This is a genomic window from Citrobacter sp. CF971 (assembly GCF_006385635.1).
In the GTDB taxonomy this organism is placed as follows: domain Bacteria; phylum Pseudomonadota; class Gammaproteobacteria; order Enterobacterales; family Enterobacteriaceae; genus Citrobacter; species Citrobacter freundii.
This window is the reverse complement of sequence record NZ_CP041051.1, coordinates 62511-79024: the sequence shown is the minus strand read 5'-3', so window position 1 is coordinate 79024 and position 16514 is coordinate 62511. Positions and strand designations below refer to the sequence as shown.

Here is a 16514-nt window from a genome sequence, read left to right as displayed (position 1 = left end):
AACCCCATTAGCCTGAAATAAAAACAGGCGCTATTTTCAGCGCCTGAGAGAGAAACTGCAATGATTAAAATACTCTCAATACTTATCAGAAGATATCGTTGAGCATCACGCCCACACCAACACGGGTCTGATTGAAGTTATAGTCAATCAGCGATTCGCCGTAACCGCTGTAAACCTGGGTGTAAAGACGTACATGCTTCGTAATGGGGTAACTGACACCCAACTCAGCGCCGCCGTAACCGGTATTCCAGTTGTACTGACCTTTCGCACTTAAGACGGCGTCACCGAGGTGATAACCCAGTTTGAGCTGATAGTAGCCCATATATTTTGTGATATCCGGGTTATCATCAGTGCTGCCGATGACGTACCACGGCTTAACTTCCACCAGCCAGTTACCGTTTTCAGCCATCAGACGAGTATAAAGACGGTTCCAGCTACGCGAGGTCGGATCGGAACGACCGTTGGAATCATGGTTATAACCCATTTCGACATCACGAAGCGTCCAACCGGCAAAGCGGTAGTCGGTGGCGAAACCGAGGAACAATTGCGGTTCGTAGTTGGTTTCGCGAAACGGTGAAGACTCTTCACTGTTAGAAAGCTGCCACCAGGATTTCTGGGTATAGGAGCCGCCGAGTACCGAATTTGGGCCTAATATCCCGCGCCACAGCGGAAACGCCAGGCTTAGCTGAAACTTAACCTCATCTTTGCGCGCATTTTCGGACCAGCTATAGCTGCTGATCGCCTCTTTGTTCATGTCGCTGGTATTAGTGTAGATAAGATAGTTAGTGTCATAAGGATAAAGCGTGAAAGGGTTGTCATGTTCCTGCAGCATGTTGGCGATAATACTGCCACGAACCGCCGGTGCATCATGAATCTCTTTCACTGTCGCTTCCTGCGCATACGCGGTCAACGGCAGCATGACTGCTGGTAGTAACCATCCCAGAATCGCCCGCATCGGTACTGTTCTCCTGAACCAAAATATTGATGAATTGTATAATTATCTGGCAAGTATTCTACATACTTAGCGAGTTCCTCGTTAGTTATCCCGTCCTAAAGTAGAAAACAACAAATAATAAGCATAATATCAACATTTCATTAACCATTAAGATGTAGGGATCATATGTCTGCCGTACTTACTGCTGAGGAAGCGCTGAAGTTAGTGGGTGAAATGTTTGTCTATCATATGCCGTTTAACCGGGCGCTGGGACTGGAGCTTGAACGCTATGAGAAAGAATTCGCTCAATTAGCCTTTAATAACCAACCGATGATGGTCGGCAACTGGGCGCAAAGCATTTTGCATGGCGGCGTGATCGCCTCGGCGCTGGACGTCGCCGCCGGACTGGTGTGCGTTGGCAGTACGCTAACCCGCCATGAGACAATCAGTGAGGACGAACTGCGTCAGCGGATGTCACGCATGGGAACCATCGATTTGCGCGTTGATTACCTGCGTCCAGGGAGAGGGAATCGCTTTACCGCCACCAGCAGCCTGCTGCGGGCGGGTAATAAAGTCGCCGTGGCACGCGTGGAACTGCATAACGAAGAACAGCTTTATATTGCCAGCGCAACCGCCACTTATATAGTGGGGTAAGCGGCCAAAAAAAGGTAAACTGCTGTTACATTTCTGCAATGAGTTTTCCCGATGGATGCTAAACAAACGCGGCAGGGCGTGTTACTCGCTCTTGCTGCTTATTTTATTTGGGGTATCGCACCTGCCTACTTCAAGCTGATTTACTATGTCCCGGCGGATGAGATCCTGACGCACCGCGTCATCTGGTCATTTTTCTTCATGGTGGTGCTGATGAGCATCAGCCGCCAATGGTCGGGTGTCAAAACGCTGCTCCAAACGCCAAAGAAGATCTTCCTGCTGGCGCTCTCGGCGGTGCTCATCGGCGGAAACTGGCTGCTGTTCATTTGGGCAGTCAATAATCACCATATGCTGGAAGCCAGCCTCGGCTATTTTATTAACCCGCTGGTGAATATTGTGCTGGGAATGCTTTTCCTCGGCGAACGCTTTCGTCGCATGCAGTGGCTGGCGGTACTGTTAGCCGCCTGCGGCGTGCTGGTACAGCTGTGGACCTTCGGATCGCTGCCAATCATCGCGCTGGGACTGGCGTTCAGCTTTGCGTTCTATGGCCTGGTGCGCAAGAAGATTGCGGTCGAAGCACAAACCGGCATGCTGATCGAAACCCTGTGGCTTTTACCCGTTGCAGCCATCTATCTGTTTGGCATTGCCGACAGCCCAACCAGCCATATGGGGCAAAACCCGATGTCGCTCAATCTGCTGCTGATTGCTGCGGGTGTCGTGACCACCATTCCGCTGCTGTGCTTTACCGGCGCGGCAACCCGCCTGCGTCTGTCGACGCTGGGTTTTTTCCAGTACATTGGCCCTACGCTGATGTTCCTGCTGGCGGTAACGTTCTACGGTGAAGTACCGGGTGCGGACAAGATGGTCACTTTCGCGTTTATCTGGGTCGCACTGGCGATTTTCGTGATGGATGCGATTTATACGCAACGACGTTTAAGAAAATAACGTTAACTATGCTGATGCGGACCTCCTGGCCCGCATCGTCGCCATTTATGGTTTAATGGCCAGAACAATAAATAAAATAATACTGATCGGTGGGAAAAATGCCGGTATCGCTAAATATTTACTCCATTTCGCCACTGGGAGATAACGCCAAAAAATTTGGCAGAACCCGATACAAAATGCGGCGCTCATTGCTTTAGGGTTAAAAAACAATGAAAGGACGAAAAGTGTAATAAGAGCAATAACCCACCATAACAGATAAGCTTTAATAAACTCCCCTTTGCTTAATGGATTATTTCCAAAGAACAACTGCCAAAAAGTGTTATTTCGCATAGAGTCACTCCAATGATTCATTTAATGAATATTTAATTTATGTCAGTTAGAATCACAATATTATATGGACATTCAAAAGACTGTCTATGCAATATTATTACTACATTGAACAATGTCAGCTTAAATTTATATTCACTTCAATTTTGAAAGATTTGTTTTATTGTTCAAGTCATACGACAATGAGTCGCCTACCTTACTTACTATACAAAATAATAATATTTATATTGCTTATCAAATTTATTGAAAGAAATATTCTTGCGAATATTATAATCAGCCTGATCCATACCTATGTTAATATCGGTGAAAAAGAACGCCAGCGAATAACAACACTGGCATTCTTTAAATGAACGGATTTACAGCCAGTTCTTGCGCTTAAAGTACAGATACGGCGCCAGACCGGCGAGCATCATAAAGACAATCGCCCCAGGATAACCAAAGCTCCAGTGCAGTTCCGGCATGAACTCAAAGTTCATCCCATAGCTGGACGCCACCAGCGTCGGCGGCAGGAACACCACAGAAACCACCGAGAAGATCTTGATGATGCGGTTCTGCTCGATGTTGATAAAACCCATCGCCGCCTGCATCAGGAAGTTAACCTTCTGGAACAGCGATTCATTGTGCGGCAGCAGAGATTCGATATCGCGCAGGATCTCACGCGCCTGCTCCAGCTGACTGCCCGGCAACCGCGCTTTACGCACCAGGAAATTCAGTGCGCGTTGGGTATCCATCAGACACAAGCGTACCTTCCAGCCGATATCTTCCAGTTCCGCCAGCGTCGACAGCGCTTCGTCATATTCATCGCCCTGACGCCCTTCCATGATCACACGGCTGAGTTTTTCCAGGTCGCTGTAGATGTTTTCGATCTCATCCGCCAGCTGTTCAATTTTGGTTTCGAACAGGTCGAGCAACAGCTCGTAGGCATTGCCATCCACCATAGCCTGGTTACGCGCACGCATGCGGTACAGGCGAAAGGCCGGCAATTCGCGCTCACGCAGGGTAAACAGACGGCCTTCGCGAATAGTAAATGCGACGGTTGAGTTACCCGCGTGATCGTCGGCATCTTCATAAAAGAAGAAGGAGTGAATGTGCAGACCGTCTTCGTCTTCAAAAAAACGCGCGGATGCTTCGATGTCTTCCAGTTCAGGGCGCGTAGCCAGATTCTGGCCCAAGTCCTTTTGCACACGGTTTCGTTCTTCGTCATCCGGCTCGACTAAATCGACCCAAACCGAACTGGCCAGGTGCTCGATCTCGTCTGCCTCAAGGCGAGTTAAACGATTGTTTTCCAGTTGAAATGCGCTCAGCATGACCGGGACTCCCAATGCAAAAAATTATCGGACAGTTCGGAGGGCACACAGAAACAAATTGGGTTTCAGACCATTAAACAGCCTGACTCAGCGCGACGGGAAAAACAGAAGGTCGCTGACAACCGCGAAGGCTATCAGCAAAAAGGGATAGCCTTAGGAGTTGATCCTGGATGACAGGATAATGAGCCAGTATCTACTGGGTGTGTCCAAGGCGAATGTCCTCTTAGCGTAATCGTGCGCGCATGTTACGCCAGCAAAATTTTGACGTCAACACGCAACGAAACGCTAGCCTGGATAAATTACCTGCTCATCAGTAAGGCTAGCAGATCGTTACAAAATAATGATATTTTTCTGAAAGTTATACCGTTTCCAGTCGGGCATAGGCCGCCACCAGCCATTTGATTCCCTGCCCCTGGAACGCGACCTGCAAACGACTGTGCTCGCCGCTGCCTTCCAGATTGACAATGGTGCCCTCGCCAAACTTGGCATGGCGTACGCGCTGGCCAAGCTTATAGCCGGTATCGTTTTCCGCCATTGGCGTGCCCATTCGCTGATGGCTTACCGGGCGGCTGACCGTGGCGCGCAGACGTACCTCTTCAACACACGCTTCCGGCAATTCACCAATAAAGCGCGACGGGCGATGGTAAACCTCTTTGCCGTACAGACGACGCGTTTCGGCGTAGGTCAGCGTCAGCTTTTGCATCGCGCGGGTCACGCCGACGTAGGCCAGGCGGCGTTCCTCTTCGAGACGTCCGCCTTCGTCCAGCGACATCTGGCTTGGGAACATGCCTTCTTCCATGCCGACGATAAACACCTGCGGGAACTCCAGACCTTTCGCCGAGTGCAGGGTCATTAGCTGAACCGCATCCTGCCAGGTATCCGCCTGCCCTTCGCCCGCCTCCAGCGCGGCGTGAGACAGGAACGCCTGCAACGGCATTAAGTCTTCATCTTCCTCGTTGTAGCTAAACTGGCGCGTTGCCGTCACCAGTTCGTCTAAGTTTTCGATACGCGTCTGGCCCTTCTCGCCTTTTTCCTGCTCGTACATCATGCGCAGGCCGGAGTCTTTAATCACCCGGTCAGTTTGCACGTGCAGCGGCATATCGGCGGTCTCCTGGGCCAGTGCGTCAATCAGCTCCATAAAACGCTGTAAGGCGCTGGCAGCGCGCCCCGCGAGGGCTTTTTCCTGCAACAGCTCACGACAAGCCTGCCACAACGTTAGCTGGCGGTCACGGGAGGTCTGACGCACCACATCTAAAGTACGATCGCCAATCCCGCGGGTCGGTGTATTCACCACGCGCTCAAATGCGGCGTCGTCATTGCGATTAGCGATCAGGCGCAGGTAAGAGAGCGCATCTTTGATTTCCTGGCGTTCGAAGAAGCGCATCCCGCCATAAATCCGATACGGCATGCTGGCCTGTAACAACGCCTCTTCCAGTACGCGCGACTGGGCGTTGCTGCGGTACAGAATAGCGCATTGTTCAAGCGCGCCGCCGTTGTCCTGCCAGGTCTTGATGCGGTTAACCACAAAACGCGCTTCATCAAGTTCGTTGAACGCGCAGTAAAGCGAGATCGGTTCACCGTCGACACCGTCGGTCCACAGCTTTTTACCCAGACGCCCGTTGTTGTTCTCAATCAGGGCGTTAGCTGCGCTGAGGATATTGTTGGTCGAGCGGTAATTCTGCTCCAGACGAATGGTTTCTGCGCCCGGGAAATCGGTGAGGAAGCGCTGGATGTTTTCCACCTGCGCCCCGCGCCAGCCGTAGATCGACTGGTCGTCATCACCCACGATCATCACTTTACCGGTATCGCCCGCCAGCAGGCGGATCCAGGCGTATTGAATGTTGTTGGTATCCTGAAATTCGTCCACCAGGATATTGGTAAAGCGTTCGCGATAGTGCTGCAGGATATGCGGTTTGTTGAGCCACAGTTCATGGGCGCGCAGTAGCAGCTCGGCGAAATCCACCAGCCCGGCGCGATCACACGCTTCCTGGTAAGCCTGATACACTTTCTGCCAGGTTTGCTCAACCGGGTTGCCATAGCTCTGCAGATGGTGCGGGCGCAGCCCTTCGTCTTTCTGACTATTGATAAACCACATCGCCTGACGCGGCGGCCACTGCTTCTCATCCAGGTTCATCGCCTTGATCAGGCGCTTGAGCAGACGCAGTTGGTCTTCGCTGTCGAGGATCTGGAAATCCTGCGGCAGGTTGGCATCCATATGGTGCGCGCGCAGCAGACGGTGCGCCAGACCGTGGAACGTCCCCACCCACATACCGCCCTGGCTGGTTCCCATGATCTGACCAATACGGTGGCGCATTTCCGCTGCCGCTTTGTTGGTAAAGGTTACCGCCATAATCGAATACGGCGAGTTGTTCTCTACCGTCAGTAACCAGGCGATACGGTGCACCAGCACGCGCGTTTTACCACTCCCCGCACCTGCCAGAACCAACATGTTGCTGCGTGGCGCGGCCACAGCCTGGCGCTGTTCGTCATTGAGGCTATCGAGCAGGTAAGAAACGTCCATTGGCACCGCCGGAATCAACAGGGCCCAGCCGGACCCCTGGGAATTTATACAGAGTTGTTGGTGATTATATCAGCGAGGTCAGAGATGCCAACTGTGAAATTTCGATATGCGGCAGCAAACGACTGTCTGCGGTGTGCATCAGGTCGGCATTTTCTGGTTTGATCCAGCAGGCCTGCATACCACAACGGATGGCGCCCGCGACGTCTGTCGTCAGGTCATCACCCACATGCAGGATCTCACCTACAGGCATTTTCAGTTTTTCCGCCGCCAGCGTGTACATGTCGCTGAACGGTTTTGATCGTCCGTCGGGACCGGCGCGCAGCACAAACTCAAAGTAATCACCCAGGCCAAACAGTTCCGGCTGCGCGTTACCGTTGGTGATCGCCACCAGCGGCCATTTGCGAGCCAGCGCTTTCAGCGTGTCATGCGTCGTCTGTGGGACTTCAATGCGGCTACGCCATTTGGCAAAATTCATCATCGCCGCATTCGCCCCCATTCTGGCTTCTGCCGCTGACAAACCCGCCTCCAGCATAGCGCGTTCTACGGCCCGGTGACGCCATTGGGTAACATCGTGATAGATTTCCGGCTCGGCGTCACGAACGGCCTGACGCAAGCGCTGTAGGTCGCTATTTTGTAGCGAATTCAACGCCGGATGGTAATTCTGTACAAACGCGAGCGCTTCCTGCTCGGTGCGTGTGATAACGGGACGGTTATCGTAAAGGGTGTCATCAAGGTCAAAGGTGAGCGCAGAAATGCGCCCCAAAGGCCGGTAAAAACGCATTATTTCCCCCGTTTGGCGCGCGGATGCGCCGCATCGTACACTGAAGCCAGGTGTTGAAAATCAAGATGGGTATAGATTTGAGTTGTGGAGAGATTGGCATGACCCAATAACTCCTGCACTCCGCGCAGATCGCCGCTCGACTCCAGCATATGCGTCGCAAAGGAGTGGCGTAATTTGTGGGGATGTACGTGGCTGTTCAGCCCCTGCTTGATACCCCATTCAGCAAAGCGTTTCTGCACGTTACGCGCCGAGATGCGTTTGCCCAGTTTGGACAGAAATAGCGCATCGTCATCGCAGCCAAAGAGTCCGCGTAGATCCAGCCAGTGCTCAATCCACGCCACCGCATTGCGGCCAATCGGCAGGCGACGCTCTTTACTGCCCTTACCCATCACCCACACTTCGCCGGTGTCGAGATCGAGATGTTTAATATCCAGCCCAACCAGTTCAGATAAACGCAGACCCGCGCCGTACATCACTTCCAGCATCGCTCTATCACGCACGGCAAGGGGGTCGTTGAGATCGATATCCAGCAGACGATTAACGTCGTCGACATCGATATTTTTAGGCAGATGACGCGGTGCTTTCGGCGCGGAAACGCTTTTTGCCGGATTGGCTTTCAGTTCGCCCTGATTAACCAGCCAGTCGAAGAAACTGCGTAACGCGGAGAGACGCAGCGCCAGACTCGCCGGCCCCAATCCTTTACGACGGCTGCGAACAGCAAAACTGCGGACCATGAGCGCATCACATTGTTGCCAGCTTTGCAGACCGGTCTCTCCAGCTAACGCAATGATGGCATCAAGCTGACGCTGATAATTAAGCAAGGTGATCGGGCTAAGCTGACGCTCAACGCCCAGATAGCGCAAAAAGCGCGCCACATCCTGAGAAAGGAGTGAATCGGTCATACGCGTTCAATCCAGCGCTCCAGCAGCTCCGGCAACATCAGCGAGATTTCCTGCAGCAATTGCGTGCCTTGCCCCTGCTGGTAATGATTAACATCACGACTGCTAAACAGCATCACGCCAAGGGATCCATCCTGCCCGAGCATCGACATCGCGACTGAGCCTATGGCTTTCGCCTCCGGCATCATCACCAGCAATTCCGGACCATTAAGCGGCCCAAGATAGTGCTGCGACTGGCCCAAACGCTGGATACGCAACGGTTCAAAAGCCTGACGGCTTAATGCCAGATGGGTGAATTTTGATGGCGCGCCAAGTCGCCAGCGATCCGGGAACAGACGAACCGTCGCTCCGGCCAGCCCTAGCTCACGCGCCCAGCGATGCAAGCGCATCAGCATGTCGTCAAGACTGCTGGCCGACACCAGCCGCCCTTGCAGACTTAACAGACGATAGAACAGGCTTTCATTGGCGTTGGCTTGTTCCATCAACAACGCCATGTTCTCTTCCAGCACGTTAATATGATTACGCGCCCGCGCCATATGCCATTCCACTAAAGAGACCGTGCCCCGCACTGGGTGCGGAACTCGCATCGCTTCAACGGCCTGGGCATTACGGATAAAAAACTCAGGATTACGTTGCAGATAATCGACGACCGCCCGATCGTCGAGCTCCATGAGCGTTTCCTGTAGTTCTTCCCCTGGTTGCTTCATAAGTGAATAAATCCGTCGTAGACATGTGCCGCCGGGCCAGTCATATACAGCGGATGACCCGGACCTTTCCAGGCGATATCAAGTCGACCGCCCGGTAATTCCACCCTCACTTCTTCTGCCAGCAGCCCCTGCTGGATACCGACTGCAACGGCGGCGCATGCACCGCTGCCGCAGGCCTGCGTTTCACCCGCGCCGCGCTCATAGACGCGCAGTCGGATATGCTCACGTTTTACCACCTGCATAAATCCGATGTTGGCGCGTTCAGGGAAGCGTTCATGGCTTTCCAGAACCGGTCCCAGTGTTTCTACCGTGGCCGTATCAACATCATCAACCTGAATCACGCAGTGCGGGTTCCCCATTGAAACCACGCCGCACAATACTGTCTGTTCGGCCGCGCGCATAATATAGGTCTTCTCTGCTTTGTTAGCGCGAAAAGGCACCTGCGAGGGTTCAAAATTGGGTTCGCCCATATTCACCCGCACCAGCTCGTCGTCGGTTACGGTTAATACCATACGACCATTCGCGGTACTGACGCGAATATCGCGCTTATTGGTCAGCCCTTTCAGGCGAACAAAACGAGCAAAACAGCGGGCGCCATTGCCGCACTGTGACACTTCACTGCCGTCGGCATTAAAAATACGGTAGTGGAAATCCAGCTCCGGATCATACGGAGGTTCAACCACCAGCAGTTGATCAAATCCAACGCCGAGATGTCTGTCGGCCAGGCGGCGGATCAGCTCTGGTGAGAAAAAGACATTCTGCGTTACCGCGTCGACGACCATAAAATCGTTGCCAAGGCCATGCATTTTAGAGAATTGCATCATTCACTCCGTTCACGCGGGTACAGAAATGTAAAATCTATTCCTGCCGTTAGTAATTCACCTGAGAAGGCCCATCACTAATCCCACGATCGTTTTTCTCAGGCGTGGTGGATTGCGATTGCGGCTGAACGCTCTTGGTCGGAGGCGGCGCGGTTTTATCAGCTGGCGGGAAATAGAGCGGGCCTTTTAGCCCACAGCCCGTCAGGCTGAACAGAGTAAAAATGACAGCGAGTGGCTTTAACACGTTTTTCATTATCGATTGCCTGTAAAGTTCATGCTTTCTGTTTTCTATCATCGCAGGAGAAGGCGTAAAAGCAAGAGTTTGGCTAAAAACTGCATCGCGATTTATTCCACGTTATACTGCGGGCATCACGAAAAATAGGATAAGAAAATGAACGACAGTGAATTTCATCGCCTTGCTGACACCCTGTGGATGACCATTGAAGAACGTCTGGATGACTGGGATGGCGACAGCGATATTGATTGTGAGATCAACGGCGGCGTTCTGACCATCAGTTTCGAAAACGGCAGCAAAATTATCATTAACCGCCAGGAGCCGCTGCACCAGGTATGGCTGGCGACCAAACAGGGCGGCTACCACTTTGACCTGAAAGGCGACGAGTGGATCTGCGACCGAAGCGGCGAAACGTTCTGGGATCTGCTGGAACAGGCGGCAACGCAGCAGGCGGGTGAAGAGGTGAGCTTCCACTAAGTGTGATTGCCGGATGCGCTTCGCTTATCCGGCCTGGGTATCTCGTGCATTTGGAAGCCGGATAAGGTGTTTACACCGCCATCCGGCACTATGCTTAAGAGAAATACTGCTGCAACTGCGGCGCGTCGTTGTCCTGATTAACGGGCGGAACAGCGCTAATCGGCTGGGTGCGGAACGGAATCACCTGCGCGCGCCCGTCGGTTTTCACAATCTGATAGAACTGCGGCAGGTTAAAGTTGATGAAGCTGGAGCCGTAGGTAAAACGATCGTGCGACGATGAGTAGAAACGGCTGACGTCGCGTACCAGTTCCTCTTTACTACCTTCGCAGTGGTGATACACCTCAGCCCGATTGCTTTCGTCCAGAATGTAGATATTAAAGCCCTGCTCATCACCCGTTTCTTCGAAAAAGAACTGAATAATCCCTTCACTGGCAAAACCGTCTACCACCGACGGCAGTTTCACATGGTTGGTCTCAACCTGGACGGAAAGTCCGTGCAGTTTGTTATGCGAAATCGCGCCATAGAATTCAATCGCGTTTTCCAGCTTCTGCACCGAGACGTTCAGACGTTCGAAGAACAGCCCCCACGTCTGGCCGGAAACACGCAGCGCTTTGAAGCGTCCGGTTTCCTGACGGGTGCTGGACAGACGTAATTCGATGCACTCAGACACCAGTTGCTGAACGCGGGTGCGAATTAAACCGCGCAGATGCTGGCTATAGCAGAAGACCTCGACGCTATCTGGCGGCGCGGCATCCTGGTGCATTTTGCCCAGAATCGTTTTTAACGCTTCAATCATCGCCTGCTCGCCGTTGAAGTGCAGCGTACGCACTTCATTCCACGAGTTGCGGTACAGCAGGTCTACACTACCCACCAGGCATTTTTGCTCTTCACCAAAACTGAAGACGTCCAGCTTACGGAAATCAAAATGCACCACCTGATTGCGAAACGCTGCCGTCGGGTCATATTCGAGGTTAACGATAATCGCCAGATGGCGAATTTCGCATGGGCTATAGAGCGCTTTCGGCGTTGGCGCAGGCAGTCGCAGCGGGAAGTGGTGCGACACATCGGCGACCATTTCCTGCAGCTTCGGCAAATCAACAATGCCGTTGCCCTTAATAAACAAATGCGTACGCGAGGTCAGCAGGCCATTGAACCAGGCCCACGCCACCAGCTTGTTGAGATAGCGGTTATATTCCAGCGGCTGATGGCTGATGATCGAGTCCATGTTAGGCGCGCGGTTGTAGAGATACCAACCCGAACGGTTGGCACGACCCGGCGGTACATGGATAAAGGTCAGATTCGGTTCCGAGAGATCCGGAGATATCTGCGGGTTCACCAGCGTGACCTTACCCGGCAGCGCTTCAAACGCAGCATACAGCTTACGGGTCAGCACGCCGATATCCTGCGGACTGGCGCTGACGCTGAGGTTATTGCGCCGCGCAAAGCGGATCAGGTTACGATAGCTCTGCATCATCGCATCGAGCAGTTCGTTATGCGCTTCACGTACCTGGTCAATCTTCCAGTTAGCGCGGTTATCCAGCATGGTCAGACGGGTGTCATCCCAGCCCCACTCTTTCACTAACTGACTTAATACTTCACGACGCCAGCCCACGCAGGCGCGCTCACGGCTCAGTTTCTCGCACACTTTTAAGTAGAAACATCGACGTACTAAATCCAGGCGAGTCGGATCTTCGATCGCCGTGAGGTATTCGGTAACGCGCTCCAGCATCATGCAGTAAGGGTCAAGACCAAAAGAGACGATCTCGCCATCATGCAAGCGCTGTTTAATGTCTTTCGCCAACAGGCGTGGGTTGGGATATTCCCAGGAATAGGCTTCCAGCAACAGCGTTTTCAGCACCGCTTTGTACGGGGAGTCGATACTCTTGTACAACTGCCAGAGGCTGGCGCCAAAGTACTCTTCGGCGGAAAGCGAACTGAGTCCGCCGAGATCCAGCCATTCGTTTGGCGTTAACACCCCCTGTGCGTAGAGCGTCATGACGTAATCGTCGTAGTGCTCTTCTTCGTCGCCCGGCACCATATTCCACAGAATACGTTTACCCGCGAGGCGCACAGCGGTGCGATAGAATTCATCCAGCAACAGGATATGCTGCGTCGAGCCACAGTCTTCACCACCCAGACTGCCGCTTTCATTGTGACGGAAACGGTTTTCGTCAATCAGGAAGAAACTGACTTCCACGCCCAACGAGGCCGCCCAGCTTTCCAGCAGGCTACATTTACGCTGCAGCAGTTGGCGCTCTTCGCTATCCAGCCAGGATTGATGGCAGACCCAGATATCAAGGTCAGACGAACAACTTTGCCCTACCGAAGAGGTACTGCCCATCGAGTAAACGCCGGTGATCGGCAGTTCGCCCTTCGGCGGGTCCTGCGGCGACATACCGCGGTACAGTTCCAGTTCGTTCAGGTAGTGGCGTTGGGTTTCATCAGGCGTGTAAAGGCATATGCCCTTGGGAACGTTACCATCAAGGTAACCCGGCATCAGCGGATGGTGGTAGTGCAATAATGTCGGCAGCAGACTGTATACCTGCTGGAAAGCAGGTCCCATGGCAGCAAGCGCGCGATCCACACGCAGTTGATTTATGGCATCCAGTCTCTGTTTCAGAGTCTCAATATAGAGGTACAAGACGTATCGCCTGATGTTGCATCCGTCATGGCGTCGATAGCAGCGGAGCAAACGCTCACCACCCTCGTCATCAGTCCGGATAAACCGTATGTCAAAAATAACCGTTACCTTTTTCCCCTGCACTTTTATTAGTTACAGATGAAAAAATGGTCTAAAACGTGATCAATTTAACACCTTGCTCATTGACCGTAAAGAAAGATGCGCTACATACCAGTGTAGCACCGTTCGTTACGTGTAAATTCCTTCATACGGTCGGGAGGTTTTTCTCGTCATTATTCACTGACAGTGATGATGCAGCGCCTTTCCTCTCACTTACGTTTGAGCGTAACGCTGACATCCCTTTGATAAGGATGTTAGGATGGTCAATGATTGATAATGACGGTAACAAGCATGTTAGACAATGTTTTGAGAATTGCCACACGCCAAAGCCCCCTTGCGCTCTGGCAGGCACATTATGTCAAAGACGCCTTAATGGCAAACCACCCAGGTCTGATCGTGGAACTGGTTCCTATGGTAACCCGTGGCGATGTGATCCTTGATACCCCGCTGGCGAAAGTCGGAGGGAAAGGGTTGTTTGTTAAAGAGCTGGAAGTCGCGCTGCTGGAAAAACGCGCCGATATCGCCGTGCATTCCATGAAGGATGTGCCGGTTGAATTCCCTGACGGTCTTGGACTGGTCACCATTTGCGAGCGAGAGGATCCGCGGGATGCTTTCGTCTCAAATAAGTACAACACGCTGGATGAACTCCCCGCAGGCAGTATCGTTGGGACATCCAGTTTGCGTCGCCAGTGCCAGTTGGCGAAGCGTCGCCCGGATCTCGTCATCCGTTCGCTGCGCGGCAACGTAGGCACGCGCCTCAGCAAACTGGATAACGGCGATTATGACGCCATTATTCTGGCGGTCGCTGGATTAAAACGTTTAGGTCTTGAGTCGCGAGTCCGTACCGCTCTGCCGCCGGAAGTCTCCCTGCCCGCTGTCGGACAAGGCGCAGTAGGCATAGAATGTCGACTGGATGATATGCGCACTCAGGCGCTGTTAGCGCCGCTCAACCATGAAGAGACGGCGCTACGCGTCAAAGCAGAACGCGCCATGAACACCCGCCTGGAAGGGGGATGTCAGGTACCTATTGGTAGCTATGCCGAAATCATCGACGGTGAGATTTGGCTACGTGCGCTGGTCGGCGCGCCAGACGGTTCACAGATGGTATGCGGAGAACGTCGCGGCGCCACACAGGATGCCGAACAGATGGGCATCTCTCTGGCAGAAGAACTGCTGGAGAACGGTGCGCGCGCCATTCTGGCTGAAGTTTATAACGGAGAAGCACCCGCATGAGTATTCTGGTCACCCGCCCGTCTCCCGCAGGGGAAGAGTTAGTGAGCCGTCTGCGCACACTGGGGCAGGTGGCCTGGAGTTTTCCGCTCATCGAGTTTTCACCTGGTCGGGAACTGGCAACGCTTGCTTCCCGACTGTCGGCGCTGACGGAGAACGATCTGGTCTTCGTCCTCTCGCAGCACGCCGTTACCTTTGCAGATGCCGAGCTTCAGCAGCAAGAGAAAAGCTGGCCATCCCTTCCGCGATATTTTGCCATTGGCCGTACAACGGCGCTGGCGCTGCATACTGTTAGCGGCTTCAATATTCACTACCCTCTGGATCGGGAAATTAGCGAAGTCTTGCTACAATTACCTGAATTACAAAATATTGCGGGAAAACGCGCGCTTATATTACGCGGCAACGGTGGCCGCGAGCTGATAGGTGAAACCCTAACGGCACGCGGAGCCGATGTCGATTTTTGTGAATGTTATCAACGCAGTGCAAAATATTACGATGGTGCAGAAGAAGCGATGCGCTGGCAATCCCGTGGCGTAACCACGGTGGTCGTCACTAGCGGAGAGATGCTACAACAGCTCTGGACGCTTATTCCACAGTGGTATCGTGAGCACTGGTTACTACGCTGTCGGCTGCTGGTCGTCAGTGAGCGTCTGGCGCACCTCGCCCGGGAACTGGGCTGGCAAGATATTAAGGTCGCTGATAACGCCGACAACGATGCGCTACTACGCGCATTACAATAACTCTCATAATGGGATGCCATAATGACGGAACAAGAAAAATCCTCCGCCGTGGTTGAAGAGACCAGGGAGGCCGTGGAAACCACGTCACAGCCAGTTAATACTGAAAAAAAGAGTAAGAACAGCACGGCGCTGATTCTGAGCGCTGTGGCGATTGCTATTGCGCTGGCAGCAGGCGTTGGGCTGTACGGCTGGGGGAAACAACAGGCAACAACACAAACGGCAACCAGCGATGCGCTGGCGAACCAGCTGACGGCACTGCAAAAAGCGCAGGAAAGCCAGAAAGCTGAGCTGGAAGGTATTATTAAACAGCAGGCAACGCAGCTGGATGAAGCCACTCGCCAGCAGGCCGCGCTGGTCAAACAGCTTGATGAAGTCCAGCAAAAAGTCGCCACCATCTCCGGCAGCGATGCTGGAACATGGCTGCTGGCGCAGGCTGATTTCCTGGTGAAACTGGCTGGTCGCAAATTATGGAGCGATCAGGACGTCACTACCGCCGCGGCGCTGCTGAAAAGCGCCGATGCCAGTCTGGCAGATATGAACGACCCGAGCTTAATTACCGCGCGACGTGCGATTACTGACGATATCGCGAGCCTCTCCGCGGTGACTCAGGTCGACTATGACGGCATTATCCTGAAAGTGAATCAACTCTCTAATCAGATCGATAACCTGCGTTTGGCCGACAACGACACCGACGATTCACCGATGGACTCGGACAGCAGCGAGCTTTCCAGCTCGATTAGCGAATGGCGCGTCAATCTGCAAAAAAGCTGGCAGAACTTTATGGACAGCTTTATCACCGTGCGCCGTCGTGATGAAACTGCCGTACCGCTGCTGGCACCGAACCAGGACGTTTACTTACGTGAAAATATCCGTTCCCGCCTGTTAGTAGCGGCCCAGGCCGTGCCGCGTCATCAGGAAGAGACATACCGCCAGGCGCTGGAAAATGTCTCCACATGGGTGCGTGCTTACTACGACACCGACGATGCAGCGACCAAAGCGTTCCTTGAAGAAGTAGACCAACTGAGCCAGCAAAGCATCAGTATGGATGTCCCGGAAACGCTGCAGAGTCAGGCTATTCTCGACAAGTTAATGCAGACCCGCGTACGTAATTTACTGGCGCAACCTGCCACAGCACCGGTAGCAGCAGCGCCAGCGCCTTCGACAGACGCTCCGGCAACCGCGCCGCAAGGAGAATAATG

Annotated in this window: 17 protein-coding genes; 6 read left to right on the top strand and 11 right to left on the bottom strand. The window is 53.2% G+C overall.

Features of this window, described 5'->3' with window-relative positions:
• Positions 1-85 precede the first annotated feature (85 nt).
• The gene (pldA, locus tag E6P06_RS03870) at positions 86-955 is read right to left on the bottom strand and encodes a phospholipase A (protein ID WP_003017916.1); all 870 of its coding nucleotides are present in this window, start codon (positions 953-955) and stop codon (positions 86-88) included.
• 165 nt (positions 956-1120) lie between these two features.
• Here pldA and yigI point away from each other — a divergent pair, with 165 nt between their 5' ends.
• Both yigI and rarD read left to right on the top strand, forming a co-directional pair.
• A complete protein-coding gene (gene yigI, locus E6P06_RS03865; protein WP_139934959.1) occupies positions 1121-1588 on the top strand; it encodes an acyl-CoA thioesterase YigI in 468 nt (155 codons plus the stop codon).
• 51 nt (positions 1589-1639) lie between these two features.
• A complete protein-coding gene (rarD, locus tag E6P06_RS03860) occupies positions 1640-2530 on the top strand; it encodes an EamA family transporter RarD (protein WP_139934958.1) in 891 nt (296 codons plus the stop codon).
• A 45-nt stretch (positions 2531-2575) separates the two neighbouring features.
• Here the strand turns inward: rarD and E6P06_RS03855 are convergent, their stop codons facing one another.
• The 9 genes from E6P06_RS03855 to E6P06_RS03820 form a co-directional block, all read right to left on the bottom strand.
• On the bottom strand, positions 2576-2860 hold the full coding sequence (locus E6P06_RS03855) for a hypothetical protein (RefSeq protein ID WP_139934957.1): 285 nt from the start codon (positions 2858-2860) through the stop codon (positions 2576-2578).
• 353 nt (positions 2861-3213) lie between these two features.
• The gene (gene corA / locus E6P06_RS03850; protein WP_003017920.1) at positions 3214-4164 is read right to left on the bottom strand and encodes a magnesium/cobalt transporter CorA; all 951 of its coding nucleotides are present in this window, start codon (positions 4162-4164) and stop codon (positions 3214-3216) included.
• 153 nt (positions 4165-4317) lie between these two features.
• On the bottom strand, positions 4318-4374 hold the full coding sequence (ysgD, locus tag E6P06_RS27880; RefSeq protein ID WP_212723238.1) for a YsgD/CorL family protein: 57 nt from the start codon (positions 4372-4374) through the stop codon (positions 4318-4320).
• A 148-nt stretch (positions 4375-4522) separates the two neighbouring features.
• Positions 4523-6685, bottom strand: a complete 2163-nt coding sequence (uvrD, locus tag E6P06_RS03845) for a DNA helicase II (protein ID WP_003017922.1) — start codon at positions 6683-6685, stop codon at positions 4523-4525.
• Between the two features lie 64 nt (positions 6686-6749).
• A complete protein-coding gene (gene yigB / locus E6P06_RS03840) occupies positions 6750-7466 on the bottom strand; it encodes a 5-amino-6-(5-phospho-D-ribitylamino)uracil phosphatase YigB (RefSeq protein ID WP_003017925.1) in 717 nt (238 codons plus the stop codon).
• A complete protein-coding gene (xerC, locus tag E6P06_RS03835; protein WP_139934956.1) occupies positions 7466-8368 on the bottom strand; it encodes a tyrosine recombinase XerC in 903 nt (300 codons plus the stop codon). Before xerC ends, yigB begins: the two co-directional genes overlap by 1 nt.
• Positions 8365-9072: a DUF484 domain-containing protein gene (locus E6P06_RS03830; RefSeq protein WP_003017931.1), complete on the bottom strand. Its 708-nt coding sequence runs from the start codon at positions 9070-9072 to the stop codon at positions 8365-8367. Before E6P06_RS03830 ends, xerC begins: the two co-directional genes overlap by 4 nt.
• Positions 9069-9893 carry a diaminopimelate epimerase gene (gene dapF, locus E6P06_RS03825; protein WP_003017933.1) on the bottom strand — a complete coding sequence of 275 codons (825 nt, stop codon included), beginning with the start codon at positions 9891-9893 and terminating at the stop codon, positions 9069-9071. The genes E6P06_RS03830 and dapF overlap by 4 nt, the downstream gene beginning before the upstream one ends.
• Positions 9894-9942: 49 nt before the next feature.
• On the bottom strand, positions 9943-10146 hold the full coding sequence (locus tag E6P06_RS03820; protein ID WP_003017937.1) for a lipoprotein: 204 nt from the start codon (positions 10144-10146) through the stop codon (positions 9943-9945).
• Positions 10147-10284: 138 nt separating this feature from the next.
• Here E6P06_RS03820 and cyaY point away from each other — a divergent pair, with 138 nt between their 5' ends.
• A complete protein-coding gene (cyaY, locus tag E6P06_RS03815; protein ID WP_003017943.1) occupies positions 10285-10605 on the top strand; it encodes an iron donor protein CyaY in 321 nt (106 codons plus the stop codon).
• 94 nt (positions 10606-10699) lie between these two features.
• On the opposite strand, the gene cyaA is transcribed toward cyaY, so the two are convergent.
• Positions 10700-13246 carry a class I adenylate cyclase gene (gene cyaA, locus E6P06_RS03810; protein WP_003017946.1) on the bottom strand — a complete coding sequence of 849 codons (2547 nt, stop codon included), beginning with the start codon at positions 13244-13246 and terminating at the stop codon, positions 10700-10702.
• 390 nt (positions 13247-13636) lie between these two features.
• On the opposite strand from cyaA, the gene hemC reads away from it, so the two are divergent.
• From hemC to hemX, 3 genes are read left to right on the top strand one after another with little or no spacing between them, the layout of a single operon-like run.
• On the top strand, positions 13637-14578 hold the full coding sequence (gene hemC, locus E6P06_RS03805) for a hydroxymethylbilane synthase (protein WP_003841203.1): 942 nt from the start codon (positions 13637-13639) through the stop codon (positions 14576-14578).
• Positions 14575-15315, top strand: coding sequence for a uroporphyrinogen-III synthase (hemD, locus tag E6P06_RS03800; protein WP_044714757.1), 741 nt, complete (start codon positions 14575-14577; stop codon positions 15313-15315). The genes hemC and hemD overlap by 4 nt, the downstream gene beginning before the upstream one ends.
• A 21-nt stretch (positions 15316-15336) precedes the next feature.
• Positions 15337-16512: a uroporphyrinogen-III C-methyltransferase gene (gene hemX / locus E6P06_RS03795; RefSeq protein ID WP_003017955.1), complete on the top strand. Its 1176-nt coding sequence runs from the start codon at positions 15337-15339 to the stop codon at positions 16510-16512.
• Positions 16513-16514 lie beyond the last annotated feature (2 nt).

Coding starts and splice junctions, on each gene's coding strand:
- pldA (WP_003017916.1), bottom strand. CDS start 955: ATGCGGGCGATTCTGGGATGGTTACTACCAGCAGTCATGCTGCCGTTG.
- E6P06_RS03855 (WP_139934957.1), bottom strand. CDS start 2,860: ATGCGAAATAACACTTTTTGGCAGTTGTTCTTTGGAAATAATCCATTA.
- E6P06_RS03820 (WP_003017937.1), bottom strand. CDS start 10,146: ATGAAAAACGTGTTAAAGCCACTCGCTGTCATTTTTACTCTGTTCAGC.
- rarD (WP_139934958.1), top strand. CDS start 1,640: ATGGATGCTAAACAAACGCGGCAGGGCGTGTTACTCGCTCTTGCTGCT.
- xerC (WP_139934956.1), bottom strand. CDS start 8,368: ATGACCGATTCACTCCTTTCTCAGGATGTGGCGCGCTTTTTGCGCTAT.
- E6P06_RS03830 (WP_003017931.1), bottom strand. CDS start 9,072: ATGAAGCAACCAGGGGAAGAACTACAGGAAACGCTCATGGAGCTCGAC.
- corA (WP_003017920.1), bottom strand. CDS start 4,164: ATGCTGAGCGCATTTCAACTGGAAAACAATCGTTTAACTCGCCTTGAG.
- hemC (WP_003841203.1), top strand. CDS start 13,637: ATGTTAGACAATGTTTTGAGAATTGCCACACGCCAAAGCCCCCTTGCG.
- yigI (WP_139934959.1), top strand. CDS start 1,121: ATGTCTGCCGTACTTACTGCTGAGGAAGCGCTGAAGTTAGTGGGTGAA.
- yigB (WP_003017925.1), bottom strand. CDS start 7,466: ATGCGTTTTTACCGGCCTTTGGGGCGCATTTCTGCGCTCACCTTTGAC.
- dapF (WP_003017933.1), bottom strand. CDS start 9,893: ATGCAATTCTCTAAAATGCATGGCCTTGGCAACGATTTTATGGTCGTC.
- uvrD (WP_003017922.1), bottom strand. CDS start 6,685: ATGGACGTTTCTTACCTGCTCGATAGCCTCAATGACGAACAGCGCCAG.
- cyaY (WP_003017943.1), top strand. CDS start 10,285: ATGAACGACAGTGAATTTCATCGCCTTGCTGACACCCTGTGGATGACC.
- hemX (WP_003017955.1), top strand. CDS start 15,337: ATGACGGAACAAGAAAAATCCTCCGCCGTGGTTGAAGAGACCAGGGAG.
- hemD (WP_044714757.1), top strand. CDS start 14,575: ATGAGTATTCTGGTCACCCGCCCGTCTCCCGCAGGGGAAGAGTTAGTG.